This is a genomic window from Variovorax sp. DAIF25, from assembly GCF_050711835.1.
Taxonomy (GTDB): domain Bacteria; phylum Pseudomonadota; class Gammaproteobacteria; order Burkholderiales; family Burkholderiaceae_C; genus Variovorax.
This window is the reverse complement of record NZ_CP136636.1, coordinates 3578263-3599770: the sequence shown is the minus strand read 5'-3', so window position 1 is coordinate 3599770 and position 21508 is coordinate 3578263. Positions and strand designations below refer to the sequence as shown.

Genomic DNA, 21508 nt, shown 5'->3' with positions numbered 1-21508 from the left:
ATTGACATGGTATCGCCCCGCATTTCACGGTTGACTCCCGGGATGGGACGTACAGCGCCACGGGGTTTCTTCCCGGTGGGCTGCCGCTTGCGCAGGCGCCGCTCCAGGAACTCGCGGCCGGAGCCCGCCGCGCCACACACTGCTCCTCGCATCCTGGCTCCGGCCAACGCACGCCCCACGGGCGTTCCCGAGTCCGCTCGGGCGTCGCGGTCGATACCCGCCTCCACGCCACGGCAGCCCTGAGCTGTCCCTTCATCACGCACTTTGCGCCATGCGCCCGCACTGCGGGCGCATGGCTCCGTGCATTTGTTCATCCCATCCGGGGAGCTCGCCTCCCCCATGGGGTCGGTGCGTTCCCCGCCTTCCTTCGGAGAACCACCGATGGCACGCACCACCGCGCCTTCCCTATGGCTGCCGGGCTTCGACCCCGACGAACCTGCGCTTCCCGATCTGCCCCCCGAGGCGGATCTGTTTGCCGAACACCTTGCGCCCGACGCGTCCCAAGCCACCGCTGACACCAGCGCGGCCGGCGTGCTTGCTGGGACCGAAACCGACGCCGAAGTGCACAGCGAGCGCCCCAGCTCGCCCACGCGTGCAAGCTGGCGCGTCGTCATCGGTGCGAAGCGCGATGAGCCGCGACCTCTCTGGCCGCCATTGCGCCGTGAGCACCTGAGCGGTCTGAACGGCGCCGTCACCAAGTTCGAAGCCAACCTCGCCGCCGCACGCGCACTGCAGGGCATCGAATTGGCGCCTCGCACCCCGGACGCCACCGAGCGCGGCCAGCTGCTGCGCTTCACAGGTTGGGGCGGCCTGCCCGCTGCCTTCAACCTCGAAGGCACTGATCCGTCCTGGCGCGGCCGCGCCGAGGAGCTCCAGGCCCTGCTGCCCACCGACGACTACGCGTCGGCCCGGGCCTCGGTCAACAACAGCCACTACACCGAGGTCCATGTGATCGAGGCCATGTGGCAGGCCGTGGAGCGTTTCGGCTTCACCGGCGGGCGCGTGCTCGAGCCCGCGGCCGGCGTCGGCCACTTCCTGGGCGTGATGCCCCGCGCGCTCGCCGAGCGCAGCGCGGTCACCGCCATCGAGATCGACCGGCTCTCCGGCCGGCTGCTACAGGCGCTGTACGCGCCGCACGGCGCCGACGTGCGCATCGCGCCGTTCGAGAAGGTGGCGCTACCCGAGAACTGGTTCGACCTGGTGATCGGCAACGTGCCCTTCGGCAACTTTCCCGCCGCCGATGCGGGCCCCAAGCCCTATGCGCGGTTCCGGATCCACAACTACTTCTTCGGCCGCGCGCTGGACCTGGTCCGCCCCGGCGGGCTGGTGTGCTTCATCACCAGCACCGGCACGATGGAGGCCCGCGACGACGCCGTGCGCGAGTACGTGGCGTCGCAGGCCGAGCTGCTGGGCGCGATCCGGCTGCCCCGGGGCGCCTTCGACGGCCTCGCCTCGACCGACGTGCAGACGGACATGCTGTTCCTGCGCAAGCGCCACCCCGGCGAGGCCGTGAGCGGTGCCTGGATGGAACGCGTGCTGGTTCCGGATGGGCTGCGCCACCCGCGCTGCCCGCACAAATACCTGCAGATCAACGCCTGGTACGCCAGGAACCCCGCGTTCTGCATCGGCCAGGTCACGCAGGAGAGCAACGGCTACGAGGAAGTGCCTACCGTGGTGTTCGAGGGCGACCTCGAGCCGGCGCTGGCCGAGCGCATCGCGCTGCTGCCCAGCGGCGTGTATACCCCGGCCAAGCCGGTGGTGCTCGCGTCCGTGCGCGCCGCCGTGCCGGCCGAACCCGGCGCGCGGCCCGGGAGCTTTCGCGTCCACCATGGGCGCGTGCACCGGGTCGAAGGCGCCGAGCTGGTCGACCTGCATGACAGCCTGAATGCCACCCAGCGCGCCCGCATCGCGGGCATGTGCGCGATCCGGGACCATGCCCGGGCGCTGCTCGATGCGCAGCTGGCGCAGGACGGCGACGAAGGGCTGGCGCAGCTGCGGGCGATGCTCAATGGCACCTACGACCGCTATGTGTCGCGCCACGGTTGCCTGAGCACCCGGGCCAACGCGCTGGCCTTCCGGCGCGACCCGGACTACCCGCTGCTGCTGTCGCTGGAGCACTACGACGAAGAGTCGGACACCGCTCGCAAGGCGGCGCTGTTCACCCAGCGCACGCTGCGCAGGGTGTCTGCCCCGACTGCGGTCGCCGAGCCCACCGAGGCGCTGGCGGCATCGGTGCAGTGGCGTGGCCAGGTCGATCCCGGCTACATGGCCCGGCTGCTGTCGGCGCCCGAGGACGAAGTGCTTGCTGCCCTTTCCGACGCGGGACAGATCTTCCTGGATCCGTCCGACGGCGCCTGGAAGACTGCGGACGACTACCTGTCGGGCAACGTCAAGGCCAGGCTCAAGCAGGCGGCCCTCTCGGGCCCTGCCCTACGCCGCAACGTGGAAGCGCTGGAGCGCGTGCAGCCCGAGGACCTGCCGCCCGCTTCCATCGAGCCGCGCCTGGGCGCGGTCTGGATACCGGCGGGCGACGTCGAGGCCTTCATCCATGAAATGCTGGAGCTCAAGGACTGCAAGGTGTCGTACTCGGCCGAGGCCGGGGCCTGGTCGGTGACCTACCCCGAATGGAGCGCGCGGCACAACGTCAAGGTGACCCAGGAATGGGGCACGGCGCGGATGAACGCCATCGAGCTGGTGCAGGCCGCGCTGAATGTGCAGGTGCCGACGGTGCGCGACCGTGATCCGGCCACGGACCGCTACCACGTCAATCCGGCGGAAACGCTGGCGGCGCGGGAGAAGTTCGGGGCGCTCAAGGACCGCTTCGCGGCATGGGCCTTCGAGGACAGCGAGCGCCGCGAACAGCTGTGCCGGGTCTACAACGACCTGTTCAACGCCACGCGGCCGCGGCACTTCGATGGCTCGCACCTGAAGCTGCCGGGGTTCTCGCAGTGCTTCGAGCTGCATCCGCACCAGCGGGATTCCGTCTGGCGCGCCGTGCAGACCGGCAACGTGGGCCTGTTCCATGTGGTCGGCGCGGGCAAGACCGCGGTGTGTGTGATCGCCAGCATGGAGATGCGCCGCCTGGGCTTCCTGTCCAAGCCCTGCCACGTGGTGCCCAACCACATGCTGGCCCAGTACACGGCCGAGTTCGTGCGCCTGTACCCGCAGGCCTCGGTGCTCATGGCCGGGAAGGAGGATCTGGAAGGCGACCGCCGGCGCGAGCTGGTGTCGCGCATCGCCACAGGCGACTGGGACGCGGTGGTCATCACGCACTCGAGCTTCGAGCGCATCCGGATGTCGCCGCAATTCACCGAGGACTACATCGCGGAGGTCATCCATGAAATAGAGATGGCGGTGCGCGCCGAGAAAAGCGGTGACCGGAGCAACCGAATCATCAAGCAGCTCGAGGCGCAGAAGAAAAGCTGGAAGGCACGGCTGGAGCGGCTGGCCGCCGACCGGAAGAAGGACGATCTGCTGACCTGGGAGCAGTTGGGGATCGACGGCCTGTTCGTCGACGAAGCGCACCTCTTCAAGAACCTCTATAGGTTCACGAAGATGACGCGGGTCGCGGGTCTGCCGCTCTCGAATTCGGAGCGTGCGTTCGATCTGTACTTGAAGACCCGCTACACGATGAAGCTGCATGGCAACGCGCAGCGCGGCGTGGTTTTCGCGACGGCAACGCCGGTGGCCAACACCATGGCCGAGATCCACACCATGCAGCGCTACCTGCAGCCCCGGCGGCTGGAGGAGCTGGGCCTGCAGCAGTTCGACGCCTGGGCTGCGACCTTTGGGGAGTCGGTGACGGCGCTGGAGATCGCGCCGGACGGCAGCGGCTACCGCATGCACACGCGCTTTGCGCGCTTCATCAATGTGCCGGAGCTGATGGCTGTCTTCGGGGAGGTCGCGGACATCCGCACCGCCGAGATGCTGAACCTGCCGGTGCCGAGGCTCCGCGGCGGCAAGACGCGCACGGTGGCCTGCCCTGCCAGCACGGCGCTCAAGGCCTATGTGCAGACGCTGGTGGCGCGGGCCGAGGCGATCCGCAACGGCCACGTCGACCCTACCGAGGACAACATGCTCGCGGTCACGAACGACGGCCGGGCGGCGGCGCTGGATTTCCGGCTGGTGGCGCCTGCGGCGCGGTTCAATCCGGAGGGCAAGGTTGGAGCCTGCGCCCGCGAGGTGTTGGCGATCTGGCAGCGTACGGCGGACTTCCGCGGCGCGCAGCTGGTGTTCTGCGATCTGTCCAGCCCCAAGGGCGGCAAGGCCTTCAGCGTCTACGAGGACCTGCGCCAGCGCCTGGTGGATGCCGGGATTCCCGAGCGGGAGATCGCATTCATCTACCATGCGGAGACCGACGCGCAGAAGGCCACGCTGTTCAAGGCGGTCCGCGAGGGCCGCGTGCGCGTGCTGCTGGGATCGACCGGCAAGATGGGCGTGGGCACCAACGTGCAGACGCGCCTGGTGGCGCTGCACCACCTCGATGCGCCGTGGCGCCCCTGTGACGTCGAGCAGCGCGAGGGGCGGATCCTGCGCCAGGGTAACGAATGCGAGGAGGTCGAGATCTTCCGCTACGTGACCGAGCAGAGCTTCGACGCCTACATGTGGCAGACGCTGGAGACCAAGGCCCGCTTCATCGCGCAGGTCATGCGCGGCGACAAGGGCCTGCGGGCGATCGAGGATGTGGAGCTGGCCACGCTGAGCTACGCGGAGGTCAAGGCGCTCGCCTCGGGCAACCCGATGGTGATCGAGAAGGCCGGCGTGGACGCGGAGGTGGCCAAGCTCTCCGCCCTGTTCTCGGTCTGGCGCAACCAGCGCTGGGCCAATGAGAGCGAGGTGGGACGGCTGCCCATGCTGATCGAGTCGCTGGAGCAGAAGCTGATGCTGCAGGTGGATGATGTGGCCCAGGCGGAGCCTCAGACCATGGCGCAGATCGCCGTGGAGCTGGGAGGCCGGCGGATTGCCGGGCCGGATGCCATGGGCGACGCCCTGCGCGAGCTCGTCAAAACCTCGCGCGCCGCGATCCACGGCAGAGCCCTGCTGTCGGGCCAGATCCTGGGCCGCTTCGGCGGCTTCGAGCTGGGCCTGCAGGCCATCGGCACCGAGGCTGTCCCGGCGTTCTTCCTCGCGGGGCGCTGCCGCTACGACGCCGAGCCCTACCAGACCGGGCCCGGACTGGTGTCCGCGCTGCTGGCGGCGCTGGCCTCGGTCGGCGAGCAGCAGTCCAGGACGGGCGAACAGCTCGCCCTGCGGCGCAAGCGGCTGGAAGACCTCCAGCTGGAGCTGGCCCGGCCGTTCGAGCATGAGGTGCGGCTGACCACCCTGCTGGTGCGCCAGCGCGAGCTGCTCAAACAGCTCGACCTCGACAAGGACGAGGCCGGCAATGCCAGCCTGGACGGCGAAGCGATGCGCCAGGCTGCCTGAGTTCACGCCCTGCTACCGAAAGGTGGCGGGGCATTTTTTCTTGCGCGATGAAATCGGACGGCGCCGAATTGCATGGCGTTTCACTCCCTGGAGATGCGCGGAATGCCCCTTGCAAGCCCATCGCGACATGCGCATGGACTTCATGGCCCAGGTCTTCGCGCTGGACACGCTCTGCGGCTCACTTCTACAGGTCACCGCGTGGGGGAAGGCGCCACTGCCCTAAAAGTACTTGAACCGGCTACATAAGGCTACAGGTTTAGGAGCTGTCGTACTGAGCTCTTGTAGACGAATAGGTGTGCCAGTTCGACCTCGATAGGCTGGCCGATCTGTGGCATGCAATATGGGAAGTTTGGTATCGACGAGAGCCGGTTAATCTGAGCGGACTGCCACGTCTGGTTGTTGTGCACGATGCAGTTTCGGACTGCAGCAAGCTCAACACACCTCGCGTACGCCCAGGGGTAAGGCGTCCAGTTCAACTTCAGATTCGCGACGTTGGCCTCAAGGCCACTGTTTGGGTTGTTGCCAACGGCAATCGAGCGGGCTTGAATTTCGATGTCTAGTACTGTGTAAAGATCAACTAACAGTGCGCGGGCGAGCCGCGACGCGAACCGGCCTCGCGCCCTCCTGTAGTCGGCGTTGTGCAAGTTCGCCCGAGCCACGTTTCGACTCGGGTGGTGCTGCACGGAAGGGGGTGCCAACGGATTGACGCCAAGCTGCGTGTGCCCCCGAATCGTCGGCCGTATCGCCGCGACGCCCGTCGAAGCGTGAGGAATTCCGCTTGTGGCCAGACAGGCCATGTAGAGGTCTTGAGTCCATAGGCGAAGGTCGTTAGTCCAAGGCAAAGTCGGGCCTCCAGTTCAGTTAGAAAATTACGTGGCGTGGACGGCACACGCTGCTCGCAGAGTTCGGCCCCGACGATGTGGCGGTCGGTTTCGCAGCGAGTCAACAGCCAGGCGCTGGATACGCGGGAGGATAGCCACCCGCAACCACCGTACCAAACCGTCGATTGCGGTGGGTGTCTCCCTGCCTGATGAGCATATAGCCGCGTACTCGCCATACTGAAGAGGCTTCCCATGGACATCGCGTCCATAAAGCCTTCCTCGCGGCCTCGGCCGCGCCGAAGTCCGGCTCCGCTGGCGTCGCAGTCGTTACCTGCCCCGAGTTCCCTGGCTTCTGCCGGGGCGGCGGCTTCGGCTGCCGAGAGCGTCCGTCGGCGTCGGCGCCGACCTTTCTCTGTGACGCGCCGCCTCACCGTGGCGCGCTACTGAGCAAGGGCCCTTGCCGCAAGGCGTAGGGCCCTCATCCCATGCCGGCCCTCGAGGCCGGTGCCGAGCCGCTTCGCGCCAGCGAGGCACACCCGAACGGGGACCCCAGTCCCCGCCAGGGTTGGGCGTTCCCCTTTTTCACCGAAGGAGAACCCCATGTCTGCTATCCCTGCAGTCAGAGCATTGCACCGTGTTCCGGTGCTGTTGGGCGGGACTGGCCTCGCCAGCCCCCTGCCCGCTCCGCAGCGCAACCTCGCGCTGCTATTGCGTCCCCTGCCCTGCCTTGGCAAGTGCATGGGGCTCCCGTGTGCTACGTGCCGTGCGGGAGGTTGACCATGACGGTCGACCTGTACCGCCGGCGCATTGCCGCCACTGTCGTCGAACTGGCCCGGGACGATCCGTTTCTGGTCAAGGAAGTCATCGCCCGCCTGCGCACGGCGGGTGAGATCGAGGCCGACGATCTGGTCTATCTGGACCGGATCGCCGACCGCTGGATCACCATTGCCCAGGTCAACGTGCAGCGAGGCAGTTCAGCGCACCCGTGTCAAACGCGCGGGTAACGGGGCTCCCTTCGCCTGCGCCATCGCCGCAGCGATCTTCTCCAGCAGTTCCGGACGTTCCTCGGCCAGCGTGCCGGCCCATTGGGCCAGCGCCTGGTCGAGATCGTCTTGCGTTCGCGCCCCGCCGACACCGATGCCGAGCTTTCGGAGTTCATCGGTTTCGGTGGGCGTGAACCGGAGTGAGTGGCCTGCACGAAGCATGTGTGGGCTTTTCAAGGCGTGTGGGATGCCAGCTTAGCAAGGCAGCACACCGCCGCAACCCCTGGGAGACTGACGCCTCCCGAATGGGGCCTGGCGCGTGCTTCCCTCAAGCAAGGAGTAACGACCATGACTCTCAACGCTTCCCGGGCCCGGCCCAAGCGCAATGCCATCGGCCTCGAGGAAGAGCGCGCCTGGGTGTCCTTCTACCGGCGCGCCGGCAAAGATCCGGCGATCGCCGCCGAAGTGGCGGCCCAGCTCGAAGCCGACATCGAAATGAAGCGCGAGCACCTGGCGCTGTACCTGTGCTGCCGCGAATCGCTGCGCCTGCACCAGGCCCGCGAGGCGCGCAATCAGCGCTTCGGGCAGTTCGTGCGCTGGCTGCTCAGTGGACTGTTCGTCCGATTCCCAGCCAACGCGCGCCGTGCCATCGGCCGGGGAAGTGACTTCGCCGCAGCATGCCTGCCCGAGAGCAGCGTTGAGCCGGCCGCTGCGCAGGTTCAGCGTTTGAGCAAAAGCCCCAAGGTCCGCGCCGCACGCGCGGCGTTCAAGGCGCGATCTATCGTTGCAGAGACACCCGCCCCACCGGTGGCTGTCGAGGCGATGGATGCGGCTCCACGAGCGGCTCAGGCCAACGGCTGAGCCTGGCACCAAGTTCTCCTGGCCCATGGCCGGGGGAACTCGGTGTTTCTGCCGCCAAAGGCACAACACCCCCATCCCCACCGCGCTCACGCCATCAGGCCGCGAGGCAACGCGCAACCTCCTGGTCGATCATCCAATGCAGGAACTGCGTGTCGTGCGACACGCCCCAGTAGTGCGCCTTGCACTTCGCCACATACGCATCGAGATCCGCGAGCGTGCGGATGCCGGCCGGCTCGATGTCGGTCAGCCATTGGAAATACTCGATTTCCTTGCTCGTCAAACGGATCTGCGCGCCCAGGCGGATCATGGTGAACCCCCTTGATGCTCACCATACTGACGCCAAAAAACAAACTTGAGGGCGAATTGGCGGAGCCTGATCAAAAAATATCTTGAGTGACACCGGAGTGACTTTTGAGTGTCACAAGACCGGCAGTGGCATGCATCAGACTCTCTCGGCATTGACGATTCGCGACACCGCGTGCAATTGCCATCCGAATTCAGCAATGAATGAGCGGTTTTTCACCGCGGTTTACTGCCTGCACACGTTTTCCCCCTTGTGACGCAGCGAGGCCAGGGCGACACTGCCCAAACCCACTTTCTATTCAGATAAAGGCCCTCCGGCCAGTCGCCGGCGCCGCAATCGCTACGTGCAAAGACCACCGTGCCGACAACCGTTGCGCACCACATTCCCGCCGGGGACGCCGTCCTCGTGCAGCACCGCATCATCGGTGCCGAAACCATGTTTCTGGGAAAGTTGACACTCATGATGGCCTACCTCTGCAGGGTTGGTGAAGTCCACAAGGCTTCCCGAACCCCATGCCGGCATCGCCCCACAAGGAGTAACCCCCATGCACACCCAATGCATTGAACAGTTGCGCGAATTGGCTGAACCTCTGGCGGCGCTTTCGCTGACCCATCTCACGCCGGCCACGCGGCAAAAGCTGCGAGACGACGAACTGTCCGTCAATGCCTACCCGACCGACTTCGGAGGCTTCGTCTTCGTAGGCTCACCACGCTATCGCTCGCCTGCGGAATCCGACCTGGCAACAATTTTCGAGGCCGCCGAGCGAGCCGGAATCATCTGGCTCAAATTCGACAGCGAGGCCCCCGCCGTCGAGGGACTGCCGACCTTCTCTCCCCAAGATCCCCTCTTATGAGAACGCCCCGGTGCCGACTCGGCGCCGGGGACTGGCCCATCTTCATCGCCATCACTCGACGGGAACGGCACCGGCGTCCATCCGCAGCGCCTCCAGGTCAATCACTGCATCTGCCATGCCCGCCAACTCGGGCGTCTGCGAGACGAAGAACTCGCGCCGGTAGCCTCCGAGCCGCAACACCTCCCGCTTCATTGCTCCGAACATGCGCTTGCGTTCAGGATCGAGCGCGCCATCGGCCTCGTCCGAGAACAGCGTTTCATAGCGCCGCTCGCTGGTCTGCGCCAGGTACAGCGCGACGGCCCGCACCAGGCATTCGTTGATCCAGACCCTCTCCCCTCCGCTCATCAGCCGCACGCTCTTGCTTTCCCCCGATTCGGCGTCGTGCACCACGATGTCGAAATCCTCCCGCTTCTCCCCCTTGGCCGTCTCCGCCTGCGTAAGGATGGATACCGTAAAGCGCGGGCCGTAGCAAGCCAGCAGCAGGTCGTTCGCCAGACCCGACAAGGCCGGCCCCGCGTCGTCGATCGCCAGGGCGATCAGGCCGTCATTGCTCATGCAGCGTGCCAGCAGGGCCCAGTCGCCGATGGCATTCTCGATACGCTGGCTGCGCCGACGGGCCGCCGCCTGGCGTTCCGACAATGCCTCCCGCTGCTGGCGCAGTGCGGCCAAGCTCTGCACCTGTTGGAGGGCTTGTACATGGGCGCGCTGCGCGGCCTCGTGCACGGTGACGGCGTGATCCAGGGCCATATTCGCTGCGGACAGAAGTTTGTGGTCGAAGGGCTCGGGCAGCGTTGCCAGCACTCCATCCAGTCGGGCCAGCGCTTGCTGCAGTCCGGCCGACTTCTGTTGCCGCTGTGTGCCGATGGCTTGCATCGCCGCCGTGATGGCTTCCAGCTCCTCCCGCTCTGCGCGGGCTTCGGCCGAACCGTCCTCGCCGCCGGCCACACCGAGGCCTGTCAGCTCATCCCGCGCGTCGGCAAGACGCTGCCGGGCAACCTCCATGTCGTCGGCCTTCGCTGCAAGCAGCGCCAACGTGGATGCCCGATCCCGTGCACGCTCCAGGTTCCGCTCTGACAGCTCCAACTGGGCCCCAACGGAATTCATGGCCAAGACGCGTGCCTTGACGGCCCGGCCCTCACGCTCGACCCCGGCCTTCTCGTCGGCCAGCCGCTGCAGCACCGCGTCAGCACTGGGAATCAGCGCCTGGGCTTCGCGGGCGTCGGCCAGCAACTGGCAGCGCCCCTGCAACGGCATGCCGCTGCAGGGCACCTCGGCGGTCAGGCCGAAACGGCGCCGCAGTGCCTGCGCCTGCAGGGCCGCCTGCCCCGCTTCGCGCTCGATGCCCTGCACTCGCTGCGCCAGCATCCGCAACTGGCCGCGGCCCTGCTCCCGGTCTGCCAACTGAATCCTCGCCAGACGAACGCGCTCCGCGCGCTGCGTCAGAAGGTGTTCGGCCAGCGGCAGGCGCCGAATCGCGCGCCGCACCAGAGGCTCGCTGGCCAGCAAGGCATTGCACTGCGCCTGCACTCCCTTCAGACGCTCCCTGCGCAGGCCGGCCTGGGCCTGCCGCTGAGCCGCCCGGCGGGTCAGGCGTTCCAGCCGCAGGCCCTCCCCGCTCTCCCGATCCGCCAGCTCCTGCATCGCGCTACGAGCAGCGGTCTGCGCTGCTTCCCGCTCCGCCAGCAGTTGGGCCCGCCGGGCATCGGCCTCACGGGTATGGTCACTCTGCGCGGTGACCTTGGCGCAGGCATGCCGAGCGACTTCCAGTTGGGCGGCTGCGGCTGTCACGGCATCCTGGGCTCGCCCAGCCAGGGCAGGCGCATCCGCAATTTCCTCCCATGCTGCCTCCAGCCGGCTGGCCTCGGCGTCCATGCCGAGCGTTTCCTGCCGCACAGCTACCAGCCCCGCCTTCAGGAACTTGGCCGTATCGCCAGCCTTGCGGCCCAGTTCGCGGATGTGCTCCTGGCCCAGCAGGTCGGCCAGCAGCGTTTTGATTTCCGCGTTGCGGTAGTCGCTGAGCTGGCGCTTGCCCTGGGCACCGAAGACCGAGGTGAAAAAGGTATCGGCGCTGCCGCACAGGTGTTCTACGCAGCGCGTATAGGTGTCCACCTTGCCGTCCGATACCGCGCCGTCCTCCAGAATCACCGGGCGCCATGCTCCCGTATCGGAGAGAACAAACAGGAAGGCTTCCGTCCGGCGTCGGCCATTGAGCCGGATCACGATCTGGGAACGGTAGCTGCGCCCCTCCAAGGCCCAGACCAGATCCTTCTCGCTCTCCGGGAGGAAGACGTGGTCGTAGTAGCTGAAGCCGCCCGCACCTGCCGCTGCCGAGCGCGAAGGCATGGTGAGGTAGGGATGCATGTTGTCGAGCACCGTGGTCTTGCCGCGCCCATTGGCGCCGACGATGGCGACCAGCTCGGCCCCATCGCACAGGGCCTCGAAGTCCAGGGTCAGGACATCCAGCCCCAGGCCGTCGCGGATTCCGCGAAAGCCCTTGAGGGTCAGGGAAAGAAGTTGCATGGCGATGATCTCCATGGAATTGGTGCATCCCAGTTTCCCGCGAGGCCGGGGGAGATCAAGGGCTTGGAGGTGCCGATGGCTTTCTCTGCCGCTCATCGAACGGATGCTCCAACGGATGAGCGAGTCAAGATAAAAAATCCCTTTTGTAGACAGCAACTTACGGAAACCTGCAAGAGAGGTAAAATGGCCTTCCAAGGATCCACTGCTCCGCTGCCATGAACACACTCAACCGCATCAAACGCTCTGTCGCCAACCGCAGCGACGACGTGCTCCTGCGCAGCGAGTTCGATCAGTTCGGCAGTGCTGCGCAGGTGGGCCGTGCCCTGCGCGAGTTGCTGATGGACGGCACGCTGGTGCGCCTGGGCCTGGGCGTCTACGCCAAGGCCAAGCCAAGTGTGCTGACTGGCAAGCCCATTCCGGTACGGCCGCTGGAGGTTCTGGCCCCGGAGGCGCTGAACAAGCTGGGGGTGACCGTCATGGCCAGCCGCCTGACCCAGGAGTACAACGCCGGGCGCAGCACCCAGGTGCCCGCGGGCATCATCTTCAACGTCGGACGGCGCCGTATCGCCCGCAAGCTCGGCTTCAACGGCAAAGCGATCCAGTACGAACACGCATGAGGGTACTGGCGCCCGAGCGGCGGGAACTGATCGAGGCGCTCGTCGCGGAAGCGGCGCCTGGCGGGATCACGGCGGGCCTGCTGGAAAAGGACGAGTACCTGACCGATGCGTTGCGGGCCCTGTTCGCCTTGCAACCCGAAGGCATGCAGTTGGTGTTCTGTGGCGGCACCAGCCTGTCCAAGGCCTATGGGCTGATCGAACGCATGTCCGAGGACGCGGATCTGAAGGTGGTGATCCCGGATGCCGGTCAAGCATCCCGCGCCGAAATCCGCCGCAGGCTTTCCTCGCTGAAAGCGCTGGTGACCGAAACCCTGACCGGCATCGGTCTGGTCGAGGACCCAGCCAAGGGGCTGGCCTTCAACGAGAACCGGTACTTCTGTAGCGAATGGAGCTACGCGCGGCACTATGGCTCCGCCGCCGGGCTGCGTCCTCACCTGCAGATCGAATTGACGGCACGCACCCCGGTTCTGCCTCCGCAGGTCTGCCGTATCACCACGCTGACCGACCAGCTCGCCGGCCGCAGCGATCCAGCCTTCGAGGCGCTGGTGGTCGCCGTGGCCGAGACAGTCGCGGAAAAAGTCCTCTCGTTCCTGCGCCGCTACGCCCAGCACCGCGCCGGGCTGATGCGCCAAGCCTGGGACACGGCCCTGGTCCGGCACCTGTACGACGTGCACAGCATTCTCCAGCGCCAGCCCGACGTGCTGGCCGACGCCCAGCGGGCATTCCCCGCGCTGGTCGCAGGCGACCAGAAGGAGTTTGGCGTCCAGTTCTCGGACTTTGCCGCGGCACCCCACCAGGTGCTGAGCGGCGCGCTGCGGCAAGCCCGTGCGGATACGAAGATCCAGGCGGAGTTCACCGGCAACCTGCTGCCCCTGGTCTATGGCGGCGGCACACCCGCATTCGAGCAGGCATTCGGGGACTTTGAGAAGGTGGCGGCCACGCTGTTGGACACGCTGCGCTGACCGGTCTGCCCCCGGCACCCCTTGCCTCAATGCCCACGTCATGACCATCACAACGACCCAGCCCCCCGAAGCCGAATTTGAAGCACGCATTGACGCCACGCTGGAGCGCGTCTTCCCGGGTGTCACCCAACTCAGACACCAGTCTCGATTCAAGCTGCGGGTCGGGCGCACCGTCCTCGAGGCTGGCGCGGCCAACTACGTCGAGGGCCGTGCAGACATCATCGTCTACAGGGGTGACGTGGCGGTGGCCGTTCTGGAACTGAAACGGGAAGGGCTTGCCCTCACCGCCGATGACGAGGCGCAGGGGCGCTCCTACGCCCTGCTGGCCCAAGCGCCCATCGTGGTGATCACCAACGGCACGGACACCAGGATCTACCAGACGTACGACATGGAACGGCTGTCGGGCGAGACCGTTGACGAAGCGGAGCTGGCGCGCCGGCTCCAAGCCGCGGCGATTGCCGCGCAATCGGGTGTCTCCAGCGCCGTCAGCAAGCTGCTCGGGACCGATCTGGGCCGAAGCGCGGTCGCGGCCATCACATCTGCCGAGCTGGAGGAGCTGACAGGGGACTGGATCTCCGGCGAGCGCTTCGTCGACCGATTCCTTGTGCCGCGCCAAGCCACGAAGGATCTCAGAACCATCTTGCGGTCGGGATCCCACAAAGTTCTTCTCCTGGCCGGCCCTCCGCTGTCCGGCAAGAGTTCAGTATTGCGGGAGCTCGCACTGAAGAGCCATGACGAACCATGGGACATCCTGTTCGTCGAGGGAGGCTCCTGCAGCGAGGGACTGTTCCGGAGGCTGGCAAACGTGCTCGCCGCGCAGTTCGGTTGGCCCGCGACCCCGGACGAATCCAGGGTCTGGCTGCGCCAGCTCGCCAGCCAGAACCAGCGCAAACTCATCCTCTGCCTCGACTCCCTGCCAACGGCCAACCCGGCCATGGCCAGCGAACTGGACGAGATGCTGACCACCTTCGGCGAGCGCATGCGCATCGTCGTGGCGGTCGACGAGAACGACGTCGACGGGCTGACGCTCAAGCCCAACGGCAGGGAACGCACCAGATTGGGCCGCCACAGCGGGCTGGTGAAGTTCGGCAACTACGATGACGACGAGTTCGAAGTTGCCAAGCGCGAGTTGTGGGCGCTGGGTGGCGGCCTCGTCGATGGTGCCCAATATGCGCCGGAGCTTCGGGCACCATGGGTCCTGCGCGCAGCGGTCGCGAGCGGCATGCACGGCAACCCACCCGAGAAGGTCGTCATGTTGCCGCCTCTGCTCGGCGCGGAAATGTTCGAGGTTGCCGACGAGAGATTCGACAGTCTCGGTGAGTTGCGCGATGACTTCAGGCGACTTGCAGTGGCGTACCTTGAGGATCTGAACACGCATCGTCACCATGGGGATGTGCTCGCCGCCATGTACCTGTTCTCCATCCGGCAGGAGGTGGTGAAGGAGCACATCGAACGGGATGCCATTCGAGACCTGACCCGCGCCGGTCTCATTCGCCGGGGAAAGGCGTTCTCCGGCGACACGGTATATGTGGTCCGGGTTCCTGAACTCTTCGGATTCGAGGTGGCGGCTCGGCTGGCCGCGCTGCTCCCCCGGCGCGTGTCGAAAAGCGCGGATGACGCCGCGAAGTGGATCATCCAGACGTGCGCTCGAATGCCATTGGGTGACGCCATTGGTGCACGTGCCATCTCCAGGGCCATCCACGATCTGGGCGGCGCTGGCTACCTGGTACTGATCAATGGCCTCCTGAAACAGCCGCCAAGCCGACAGCAGTTGGGAGCGGGTGCACGCATGGTCACGCTCATGCCAGACCACGGCCTCGTCGACATCGAGGTGGGTGACAACGGCACGCTGACCCTGCGTTCACGCGCGAAGAATGGGGCACCGGTACAAGTGGAAGTCGACGACGAGGATCTCACCACCACGACCAGTATGGACGGCTGGCTGATCCTGTCGCAGATGCGGGAGTTTCGTCTGGCCTTCGTCGACAACGAGGAAGAACTTTCCAACGTGGCCGCGACCTTGCTCCTGGAGTTGGGAACTTGCCCCATGGTATTGCGGCGGCCCAGTCGGAATCTCGAAGGGTTCCATTCGCACGAGATCGATGGGGCTGAGATGTCGTGTTTCAGGAACGGCATTGCGGAGCCCGTCGTGTGGGCAATGTCGGAGCTCCTGCTTCACGACATTCAAGGCGTCGACCGAGACGCCTGGGTCCAGGCCGCGGCCGCGAGCGACTGTCCGCCGCTCATCCATCGTCTCGGGCTGGCGCTCACCCACATCGCCAGGCTGCAGGGCAAGAGCGAATGGGCGACGGACATGATGGAGCGGTTCTACCGGCCGGCATGGTCCGCCCTGCCCTCGTTTCACTGACTCCCGACACGACCGCCCCCAATCAGCGCATACCCGGCCTCTGTGTCACCACCAGCATCGTGCACAACCACCCTGGGTTGAGACAGCGGATCCGGATCCTCAGACCGGCTCACTCAACCGTTCCGGTAGCACATGGTGCGTCGACGGGGTTGAGTCCGTATTGCTTCCGATCAGCCTTGCCGCGATGACCTCGGGCTGCTCGTGGTCCAGCGCGGCCATGCAGGCCAGTAGGGGTTCGGGGCGAACGTCTGCCACCTTCGCCCAGGCGCGCAGTTTGTCTTCCAGGCGTGGCAGTTGGGAGATGCCGGCCGCGCGCGTGCGCACCACAGGAACGATGCGCCCCTCCAGTTTGGCCTCGGCCGCGCCTGCCAGCATGCGCTGGATCGCCTCGCGGTCGACCGCGCCGCGGTCCTCGTCCGCGACCGTCCAGCGCACGCGCACGCTGGCGCCCGTCACGTCCTGGCGCGCGATTGCGTCTCGCAGCACGTCCAGGTCCGGGCGCCCTTCGAAGACGATATCGATGGTGCGGCGCGCCAGCGTGGCTTCCAGCGTGCAGCGCGCATCGTCGGCGCCGACTTCCCAGACCAGAAATCCTTTCTCGCCCTCCTCGCCGTAGTGGAAGCGGCCGATCGACCCAGGATAGGCAATGAGCTGCTCTCCTCGGTCACCCTGCCGGCTCCAGGCCTGGTGCCGGTGGATGTGGCCGAGCATGAAGGCCTGGGCCTCGGCCGCGAAAAGCGCGCCGGTGGTGAACTCGTGGTCGAAGCCCGCCATCGGCACGCCGTGCTCGCTCACGCAGCCGAACACCGTCCCGTGCGACACGCCGATGGTAGGCAATCCTCGCTCGCGCGCCAGACGGTGGGTGGGCGCCCAGCCGGCCAGCAGGCGCTCCAACTGCTCGCCAACGGCCTGGGCGGCATCCACCGCCCCAACCGCAGCCGCCAGCTCGGCCTTGTTGACGGTCGGCAGGCAGGAAAACAAGGCGACGGCATCGCTCGGCAGCACCTCGAAGCGCCAGTCAGGAGAGCGCCGCCAGCCCCGCCCGCGCGTCAGCACCGCCTGCCCGATGCCTTCGGCCACATGGATGGGATGGCGGCCGCCCAGCGCCCGGAAGATTCCGAGCGTGCCTGGCGGCTCGTGGGAGTAAGTGCCCTGCAGCAGTAGCACGGGACAGTGATCGGCGAGCCGCCGCACCTGCGCCACCAGCCGCCGGGCCGCCGGGGCGTGCAGGTCGAGCGCATGGTCGGTGGCATCGCCAGAGATGACGGCGGCGGCGACGCCGAGCGCCGCTGCGCGGTCGATGGCCGCACCGAAGCAGCGGTCCGCCTCGACCAACGTCCGGCTGCCGTAGTGCAGGTCGGAAAAATGGGCAATGCGCATGGTCGTCTCCTTCACGCCGACGCGCGCAGCTCGACGTCGATCTTGTCGGCATAGCCCCGCGGATCGTTGCGGTAGCGCTCGAGTTCATCCCAGGCCCGGCCCCTGCCATGCGGGTTGACCCGCCAGCCACGGCCCCATCGGCGATCCGCATAGGCCTGGTAGCGCTCCACCGGCAGGCCGATGCCGCGCACGCGCGCCAGCACCTGCTCCAACGTCGGGCGTCCCGGGGACGGCTCCGCCTTCTCCGAACCGTCGGCGTCGTACGCCTCGACTGGTGCCTGCACCTCGCCAAGACCTTGCACGCCCGCTGCAGCACCGTCCAGGATCTGGGTCGCCAGACGGGCTTGCTGGACGATCGCCTCCTCGTCTTCGTGGTCGCGCAGGAGCGCCGTCACGTCCACGGGGGCCTCGAGCTCGATGATCCACTGGGGCACGCGCACCGCCCGTCCCTGTTCATCGATGCGCGGCACCTCCTTGAGCACCTTGGTCAGGAAGAAGGTCGTGCGGTCCCGTCCCAAAAAGCCGGAAATGCGCCCGCCGCGCATCTGGGCGATGGCCTGGAAGCGCTGGATGGCGGCGCTCATCGCGTAGAAGCTCGTGGTGGGCAGCTCCAAGGCGCTGATCGAACGGATGCCGGGAATGAAGAACAGGAAGCGGCCCGTGAGATTGCACTGGTGGGCCTGGTATTCAGGGCAGGACTCCGGGTTGCAGATGCCGCCGTTCTCCTCCCGTTGCATGGTCTTGCGCCCGCCGAAGATGCGGATTGTGCGGCGCCCGGTGTGATCCACAGGCACCGGTGCATGGTGCATGCAGTGGCGCACCAGCCCATCGGGCGAATACTGCGACCAGAACCGCTTTTCATGGGTGCTCCAGGCCGCCAGCTCATGTGGCATCACCGTCTGCCAGTGGTCGGATGGGAAAACGACCGGGAAGCGGTACAGGCGATGGCCCTGCCCCCGATCCTCGCCGTAGGTGTCGAGAATTTCGCGGGCGATTTCCGGATTGGGGAAGTCCGCCCCGCGCACCGTGAACCACGGTACGTTGCGCGGAACCAGCGGGGACTTGAGCTGGGGCAGCGCCTGCGCCAGCGCCTTCTCGATCGCCTCGAAGGATCGCCCTTCGGCCACGCCCTGGGTGTAGATGGCCTTGGCCTCGGGCTGCTCGGCCGCCTTGCGCGTGAGCACCATGATGCCGGGGCGGATCTTGCCGCCGGTAGGGATGCGCGCGGGGGCCTGGCCCAGCAAGGTCGGCAAGGAGTCCGATCCGCCCTGCACCGTGATAATGGCTTGTGCCATGGAGTGCTCCTTCATGAACATCGGGGAATTCCGATGGTTCATGCTCTCGCGCATGTGGCCGCCATCAACCCCTGGTGCCGGCCCGCAAGCGATCGCGTGCTCGAGAGCCAACGGTGTCAACATTCCCGAGTTGAATCTTCAAGATTGCCCAGGACGCAGCGTTGACGGACAAGGCGCACACTTGGCTGATGCCGAAACCCCGTGCATTTCGCCTCGATTTCGGCTGGCGCGCAGACTGGCATTTGTTCAGCATGGAGCCATGACCAAGCTGGAGCAACAAGGAGCGATAGCGTGCAAATGGAGGAACCCATCGAACCCGAAGAGGGAACACCGCAAAGTTCCTGGACGCTCGCGATCGCAATGTTGCGTGGCGTTCTGGACGGCGGCACCTATGACGCCGTCGCATCCCGGCATGGCATCACGCGCACGGCTGTCGAGAGGCGCATCAAGGCCGTCGCCATCCATGTCGCGTCCACCGCAGGCATCGAGGGGCTGAATGCCGAGGGAGCGGCCTTCGTTCGTCGTCTCCGGCTGCATCGCGACGCCATTCGCGAGGCATTGGACAGACTGGGCACTGAGCCACCTGCCCATGCACGGCCTATCCGCGTTCTCACCGATGAGGAAATCAGCTCAGGTGCCGTGCGCATTCGAGGGCGCAGTCAGCAGCCTCACGAGGATCTGGCTCTCTACTACATCCTGCTCGCCACGGGCGCCCGGCCGCTGGAGATCGCTCGCCTCGAAGTTCGCGACTACCTCCATGCCGACGGCACGGTGCGCCGAATCTCGTCTGTCCGACCTGAGGTCGCCATCACCCGGAAGGAGCGCCCGCTTTTCTTCTGCAGCACGCGGCTCGAGGAAGCCTTGAATGCCTATCTGGCGGAACGCATTGCCGCCCGGCAGGGAATGGGTGCCGATGGAGAATACCGAGGTCTCGATCCGGCCAGCCGGCTCTTTCTGTCCGCCAATGGCCAAGGCTTCGAGATCAAGCCCTATGGGTCGAATGGCCAGAAGCGGTTCCGGTGCCGAGCCGTCCAGGAAACCTACCGCAAGCTTTTCCGCTACGCCGAACTCAAGCAGGTGACCGCGCTCACGGTGCGCCATACTGTGGCCGACCGCCTCTATGCGAGAGGCGCGGACGAATCCCAGGTAGGGCTGCTGCTGGGCATTGCCGACCGCAGCGCGGTGCGGGACCAATTCCCCCGCCCTCTGCTATCGCTGGACACCCTGACCACCGACCTGGTGTAGCGGCAATGAGCGGGATCACAGCCGTTCCGTCCCCGGATGAGCAACGATTCTCCATCCGTGGCCAGGTCTGGGAGATCACCGATCTGGGCCTGCAGGAGGCACTCGCCCGGATTCATGACACGGCGGAACGGCCGCGCTGCCTGTGCATGCCCGACGGGATCGAGATGTACGTGGCACGGCACCGCCAATACCTCGTGAAACGAATGCCGGACACCGGCAAGTCCCATCATCCACTGTGCCCATCGTATGAGCCCGACAACGCCTATTCGGGACTGGGTGACTTGGTGGGCGACGCCGTGCTCGAAACGCATCCGGGCCATGTCGAGCTTCGCGTCGACTTTCCATGGACGCGCGTTCGTGGACACGCCGTGGCGCGCGGCGAGCCGGACGAGCCGGGAGAGGTTTCGGTACCGCGCAGGCGCATGACCCTCAGAGCCGTCACGCACTTCCTGTTTGAGCGCGCCGGCTTCAACCGGTGGACACCTGCCATGTCGGGGAAGCGCAATCAGGGGGTGCTGTGCAAGTACCTGCTCGAGACCGCCGCAGAGATCGAGGTCAAGGGCAAGTCCCTGGCCGAAAGGCTCTACGTGCCCGAGCCCTTCAGCGAATCCGCAAAGGCCGACATTGCGCAGCGCCGGCGCGCCAAGCTGGCGGTGCTGCAACCCCATGACGGCCAAGCACCGCTCGCGCTGGTGATCGGCGAGTTCAAGACCTGCGAGCGGGGAGACAACGGCTGCCGCATCTGGATCCGCCATATGCCGGATGCTCCGCTTCTGATGGATTCACGCGCATGGGATCGCCTGGCTCGCACCTACGCGGCCCTGCTGGAAGCTCGCGATGCCGATTCCGGTCATCCCGTCCGGCTCGCCATGGCGGCGCTGATCCACGCGCGGCGGGAGTTCACCTACGAGATCGACGCTGCCAGTCTGATGCTGGTCAGCGAGCAGTGGATCCCCGTGGAAGGGGTGCACGAACTCCCCCTCATCGATGCCTTGATCGCGCAAAGACGGCGCTTCCTCAAACCGTTGCGCTATGACGCCAAGGCGGCGGCGACCTTCCCCAATGCTCTGCTGCTGGACTGCGGCGCCACGCCCGTCCCCTTGCATCTGACCAGTGAATTCACGAGCCCCAAGGACCGGGCCCTCAAGGAAAAGGCGATTCACGCCAGCGAGAAGTCAGGCGCTTGGCATTGGCATACCGCCCTTCCGATACCGCCGTTGCCGGCCAAAACATCGGGCCAGCACCTCTGACCTTCACCTGAAGCTCCGGCTGCCCATGCAGCCGGAGCACGCCAGCCGTTCAATTCTGCTCGTCAATCCAGCGCCGAACATCTTCTGCGCGCCATGCCGTGATCCCAACCGACAGGCGAATCGGGGCAGGGAATACGCCGTCGTTGACGCGTCGCCAAAGCGTGGACTTGGAAAACGGGACGAAGCTCAGCAGCAGCTTCTGGCGAACGAATCCCGTCTCGGGCAGTGTGGGCCGCTGTGCCTGAAGTCCGGCGGGCACAGAGGGAGAGGTGGTCGAGGTAACTTGCATGATCATTCCTTGTCTTGGCGAATGCCAAAGGTGCAGGGGCATGACCAGCTCTGTCGCAGCGAAGTCGGTCTTGAAAGGCTTTCGCTGCCGAGGAACGCAGAACTCCTACCTCTGTGCAGGCGTTCCATTCAGGCACAGGGCAATGGGTGTATAGGGGCTTGAATCAGCAAATCATGAACATCTGCCCGCCAGAGCAATGAGGGCAGTGTTCAATACATGGGGCCGAGTAGTAGAGACGCGGCCTGAAGGCAGGTGACGACTGCGACGCACTTGCTTGCCAAGTGGACTGCGGGGCCAAGGTGAAGTGTCAGCCCCTGTGCATCACTTTACCCTCGC

Annotated in this window: 15 protein-coding genes; 9 read left to right on the top strand and 6 right to left on the bottom strand. The window is 66.2% G+C overall.

All coding sequences use genetic code 11. The features are described from left to right. The first annotated feature begins 381 nt into the window (after positions 1-381). Positions 382-5424, top strand: coding sequence for a DEAD/DEAH box helicase (locus R0232_RS16780; protein ID WP_296335979.1), 5043 nt, complete (start codon positions 382-384; stop codon positions 5422-5424). Between the two features lie 1600 nt (positions 5425-7024). Then, complete coding sequence (locus R0232_RS16775) at positions 7025-7249, top strand: hypothetical protein (protein WP_060987331.1); 225 nt, start codon at positions 7025-7027, stop codon at positions 7247-7249. Here the strand turns inward: R0232_RS16775 and R0232_RS16770 are convergent. Continuing rightward, entirely contained in the window at positions 7220-7465 is a 246-nt protein-coding gene (locus R0232_RS16770; protein ID WP_431512811.1) for a hypothetical protein, read from the bottom strand. The two genes, R0232_RS16775 and R0232_RS16770, sit on opposite strands and share 30 nt — an antisense overlap. A gap of 111 nt (positions 7466-7576) precedes the next feature. Between R0232_RS16770 and R0232_RS16765 the strand changes: the two genes are divergently transcribed. Further along, complete coding sequence (locus R0232_RS16765) at positions 7577-8089, top strand: hypothetical protein (protein ID WP_060987329.1); 513 nt, start codon at positions 7577-7579, stop codon at positions 8087-8089. Positions 8090-8183: 94 nt separating this feature from the next. Here the strand turns inward: R0232_RS16765 and R0232_RS16760 are convergent, their stop codons facing one another. Continuing rightward, complete coding sequence (locus tag R0232_RS16760) at positions 8184-8396, bottom strand: hypothetical protein (protein WP_060987328.1); 213 nt, start codon at positions 8394-8396, stop codon at positions 8184-8186. Between the two features lie 541 nt (positions 8397-8937). Between R0232_RS16760 and R0232_RS16755 the strand changes: the two genes are divergently transcribed. Beyond that, entirely contained in the window at positions 8938-9246 is a 309-nt protein-coding gene (locus tag R0232_RS16755) for a hypothetical protein (RefSeq protein WP_060987327.1), read from the top strand. Between the two features lie 51 nt (positions 9247-9297). On the opposite strand, the gene R0232_RS16750 is transcribed toward R0232_RS16755, so the two are convergent. Beyond that, positions 9298-11781, bottom strand: coding sequence for a DNA repair protein (locus tag R0232_RS16750; RefSeq protein WP_243721569.1), 2484 nt, complete (start codon positions 11779-11781; stop codon positions 9298-9300). Positions 11782-11981: 200 nt separating this feature from the next. Here R0232_RS16750 and R0232_RS16745 point away from each other — a divergent pair, with 200 nt between their 5' ends. The 3 genes from R0232_RS16745 to R0232_RS16735 are packed head-to-tail and all read left to right on the top strand — an operon-like array spanning position 11982 to position 15713. Beyond that, a complete protein-coding gene (locus R0232_RS16745; protein ID WP_066788243.1) occupies positions 11982-12383 on the top strand; it encodes a DUF6088 family protein in 402 nt (133 codons plus the stop codon). Next, positions 12380-13345, top strand: a complete 966-nt coding sequence (locus R0232_RS16740; RefSeq protein WP_066788246.1) for a nucleotidyl transferase AbiEii/AbiGii toxin family protein — start codon at positions 12380-12382, stop codon at positions 13343-13345. The genes R0232_RS16745 and R0232_RS16740 overlap by 4 nt, the downstream gene beginning before the upstream one ends. 40 nt (positions 13346-13385) lie before the next feature. Continuing rightward, on the top strand, positions 13386-15713 hold the full coding sequence (locus R0232_RS16735; protein WP_067512333.1) for a type I restriction enzyme HsdR N-terminal domain-containing protein: 2328 nt from the start codon (positions 13386-13388) through the stop codon (positions 15711-15713). 99 nt (positions 15714-15812) lie between these two features. Here R0232_RS16735 and R0232_RS16730 read toward each other — a convergent pair whose 3' ends face one another. After that, positions 15813-17093 (bottom strand): metallophosphoesterase family protein, encoded by a 1281-nt coding sequence (locus tag R0232_RS16730; RefSeq protein ID WP_060985801.1) that lies wholly within the window; start codon positions 17091-17093, stop codon positions 15813-15815. 11 nt (positions 17094-17104) lie between these two features. Then, complete coding sequence (locus R0232_RS16725) at positions 17105-18409, bottom strand: hypothetical protein (RefSeq protein ID WP_431512810.1); 1305 nt, start codon at positions 18407-18409, stop codon at positions 17105-17107. Positions 18410-18685: 276 nt separating this feature from the next. On the opposite strand from R0232_RS16725, the gene R0232_RS16720 reads away from it, so the two are divergent. Then, positions 18686-19633 carry a site-specific integrase gene (locus R0232_RS16720; RefSeq protein WP_243721570.1) on the top strand — a complete coding sequence of 316 codons (948 nt, stop codon included), beginning with the start codon at positions 18686-18688 and terminating at the stop codon, positions 19631-19633. Between the two features lie 5 nt (positions 19634-19638). Then, positions 19639-20883, top strand: a complete 1245-nt coding sequence (locus R0232_RS16715) for a DUF1173 domain-containing protein (RefSeq protein WP_060985799.1) — start codon at positions 19639-19641, stop codon at positions 20881-20883. A gap of 49 nt (positions 20884-20932) precedes the next feature. On the opposite strand, the gene R0232_RS16710 is transcribed toward R0232_RS16715, so the two are convergent. Then, complete coding sequence (locus tag R0232_RS16710) at positions 20933-21172, bottom strand: AlpA family phage regulatory protein (RefSeq protein ID WP_060985805.1); 240 nt, start codon at positions 21170-21172, stop codon at positions 20933-20935. Positions 21173-21508: the final 336 nt, after the last annotated feature.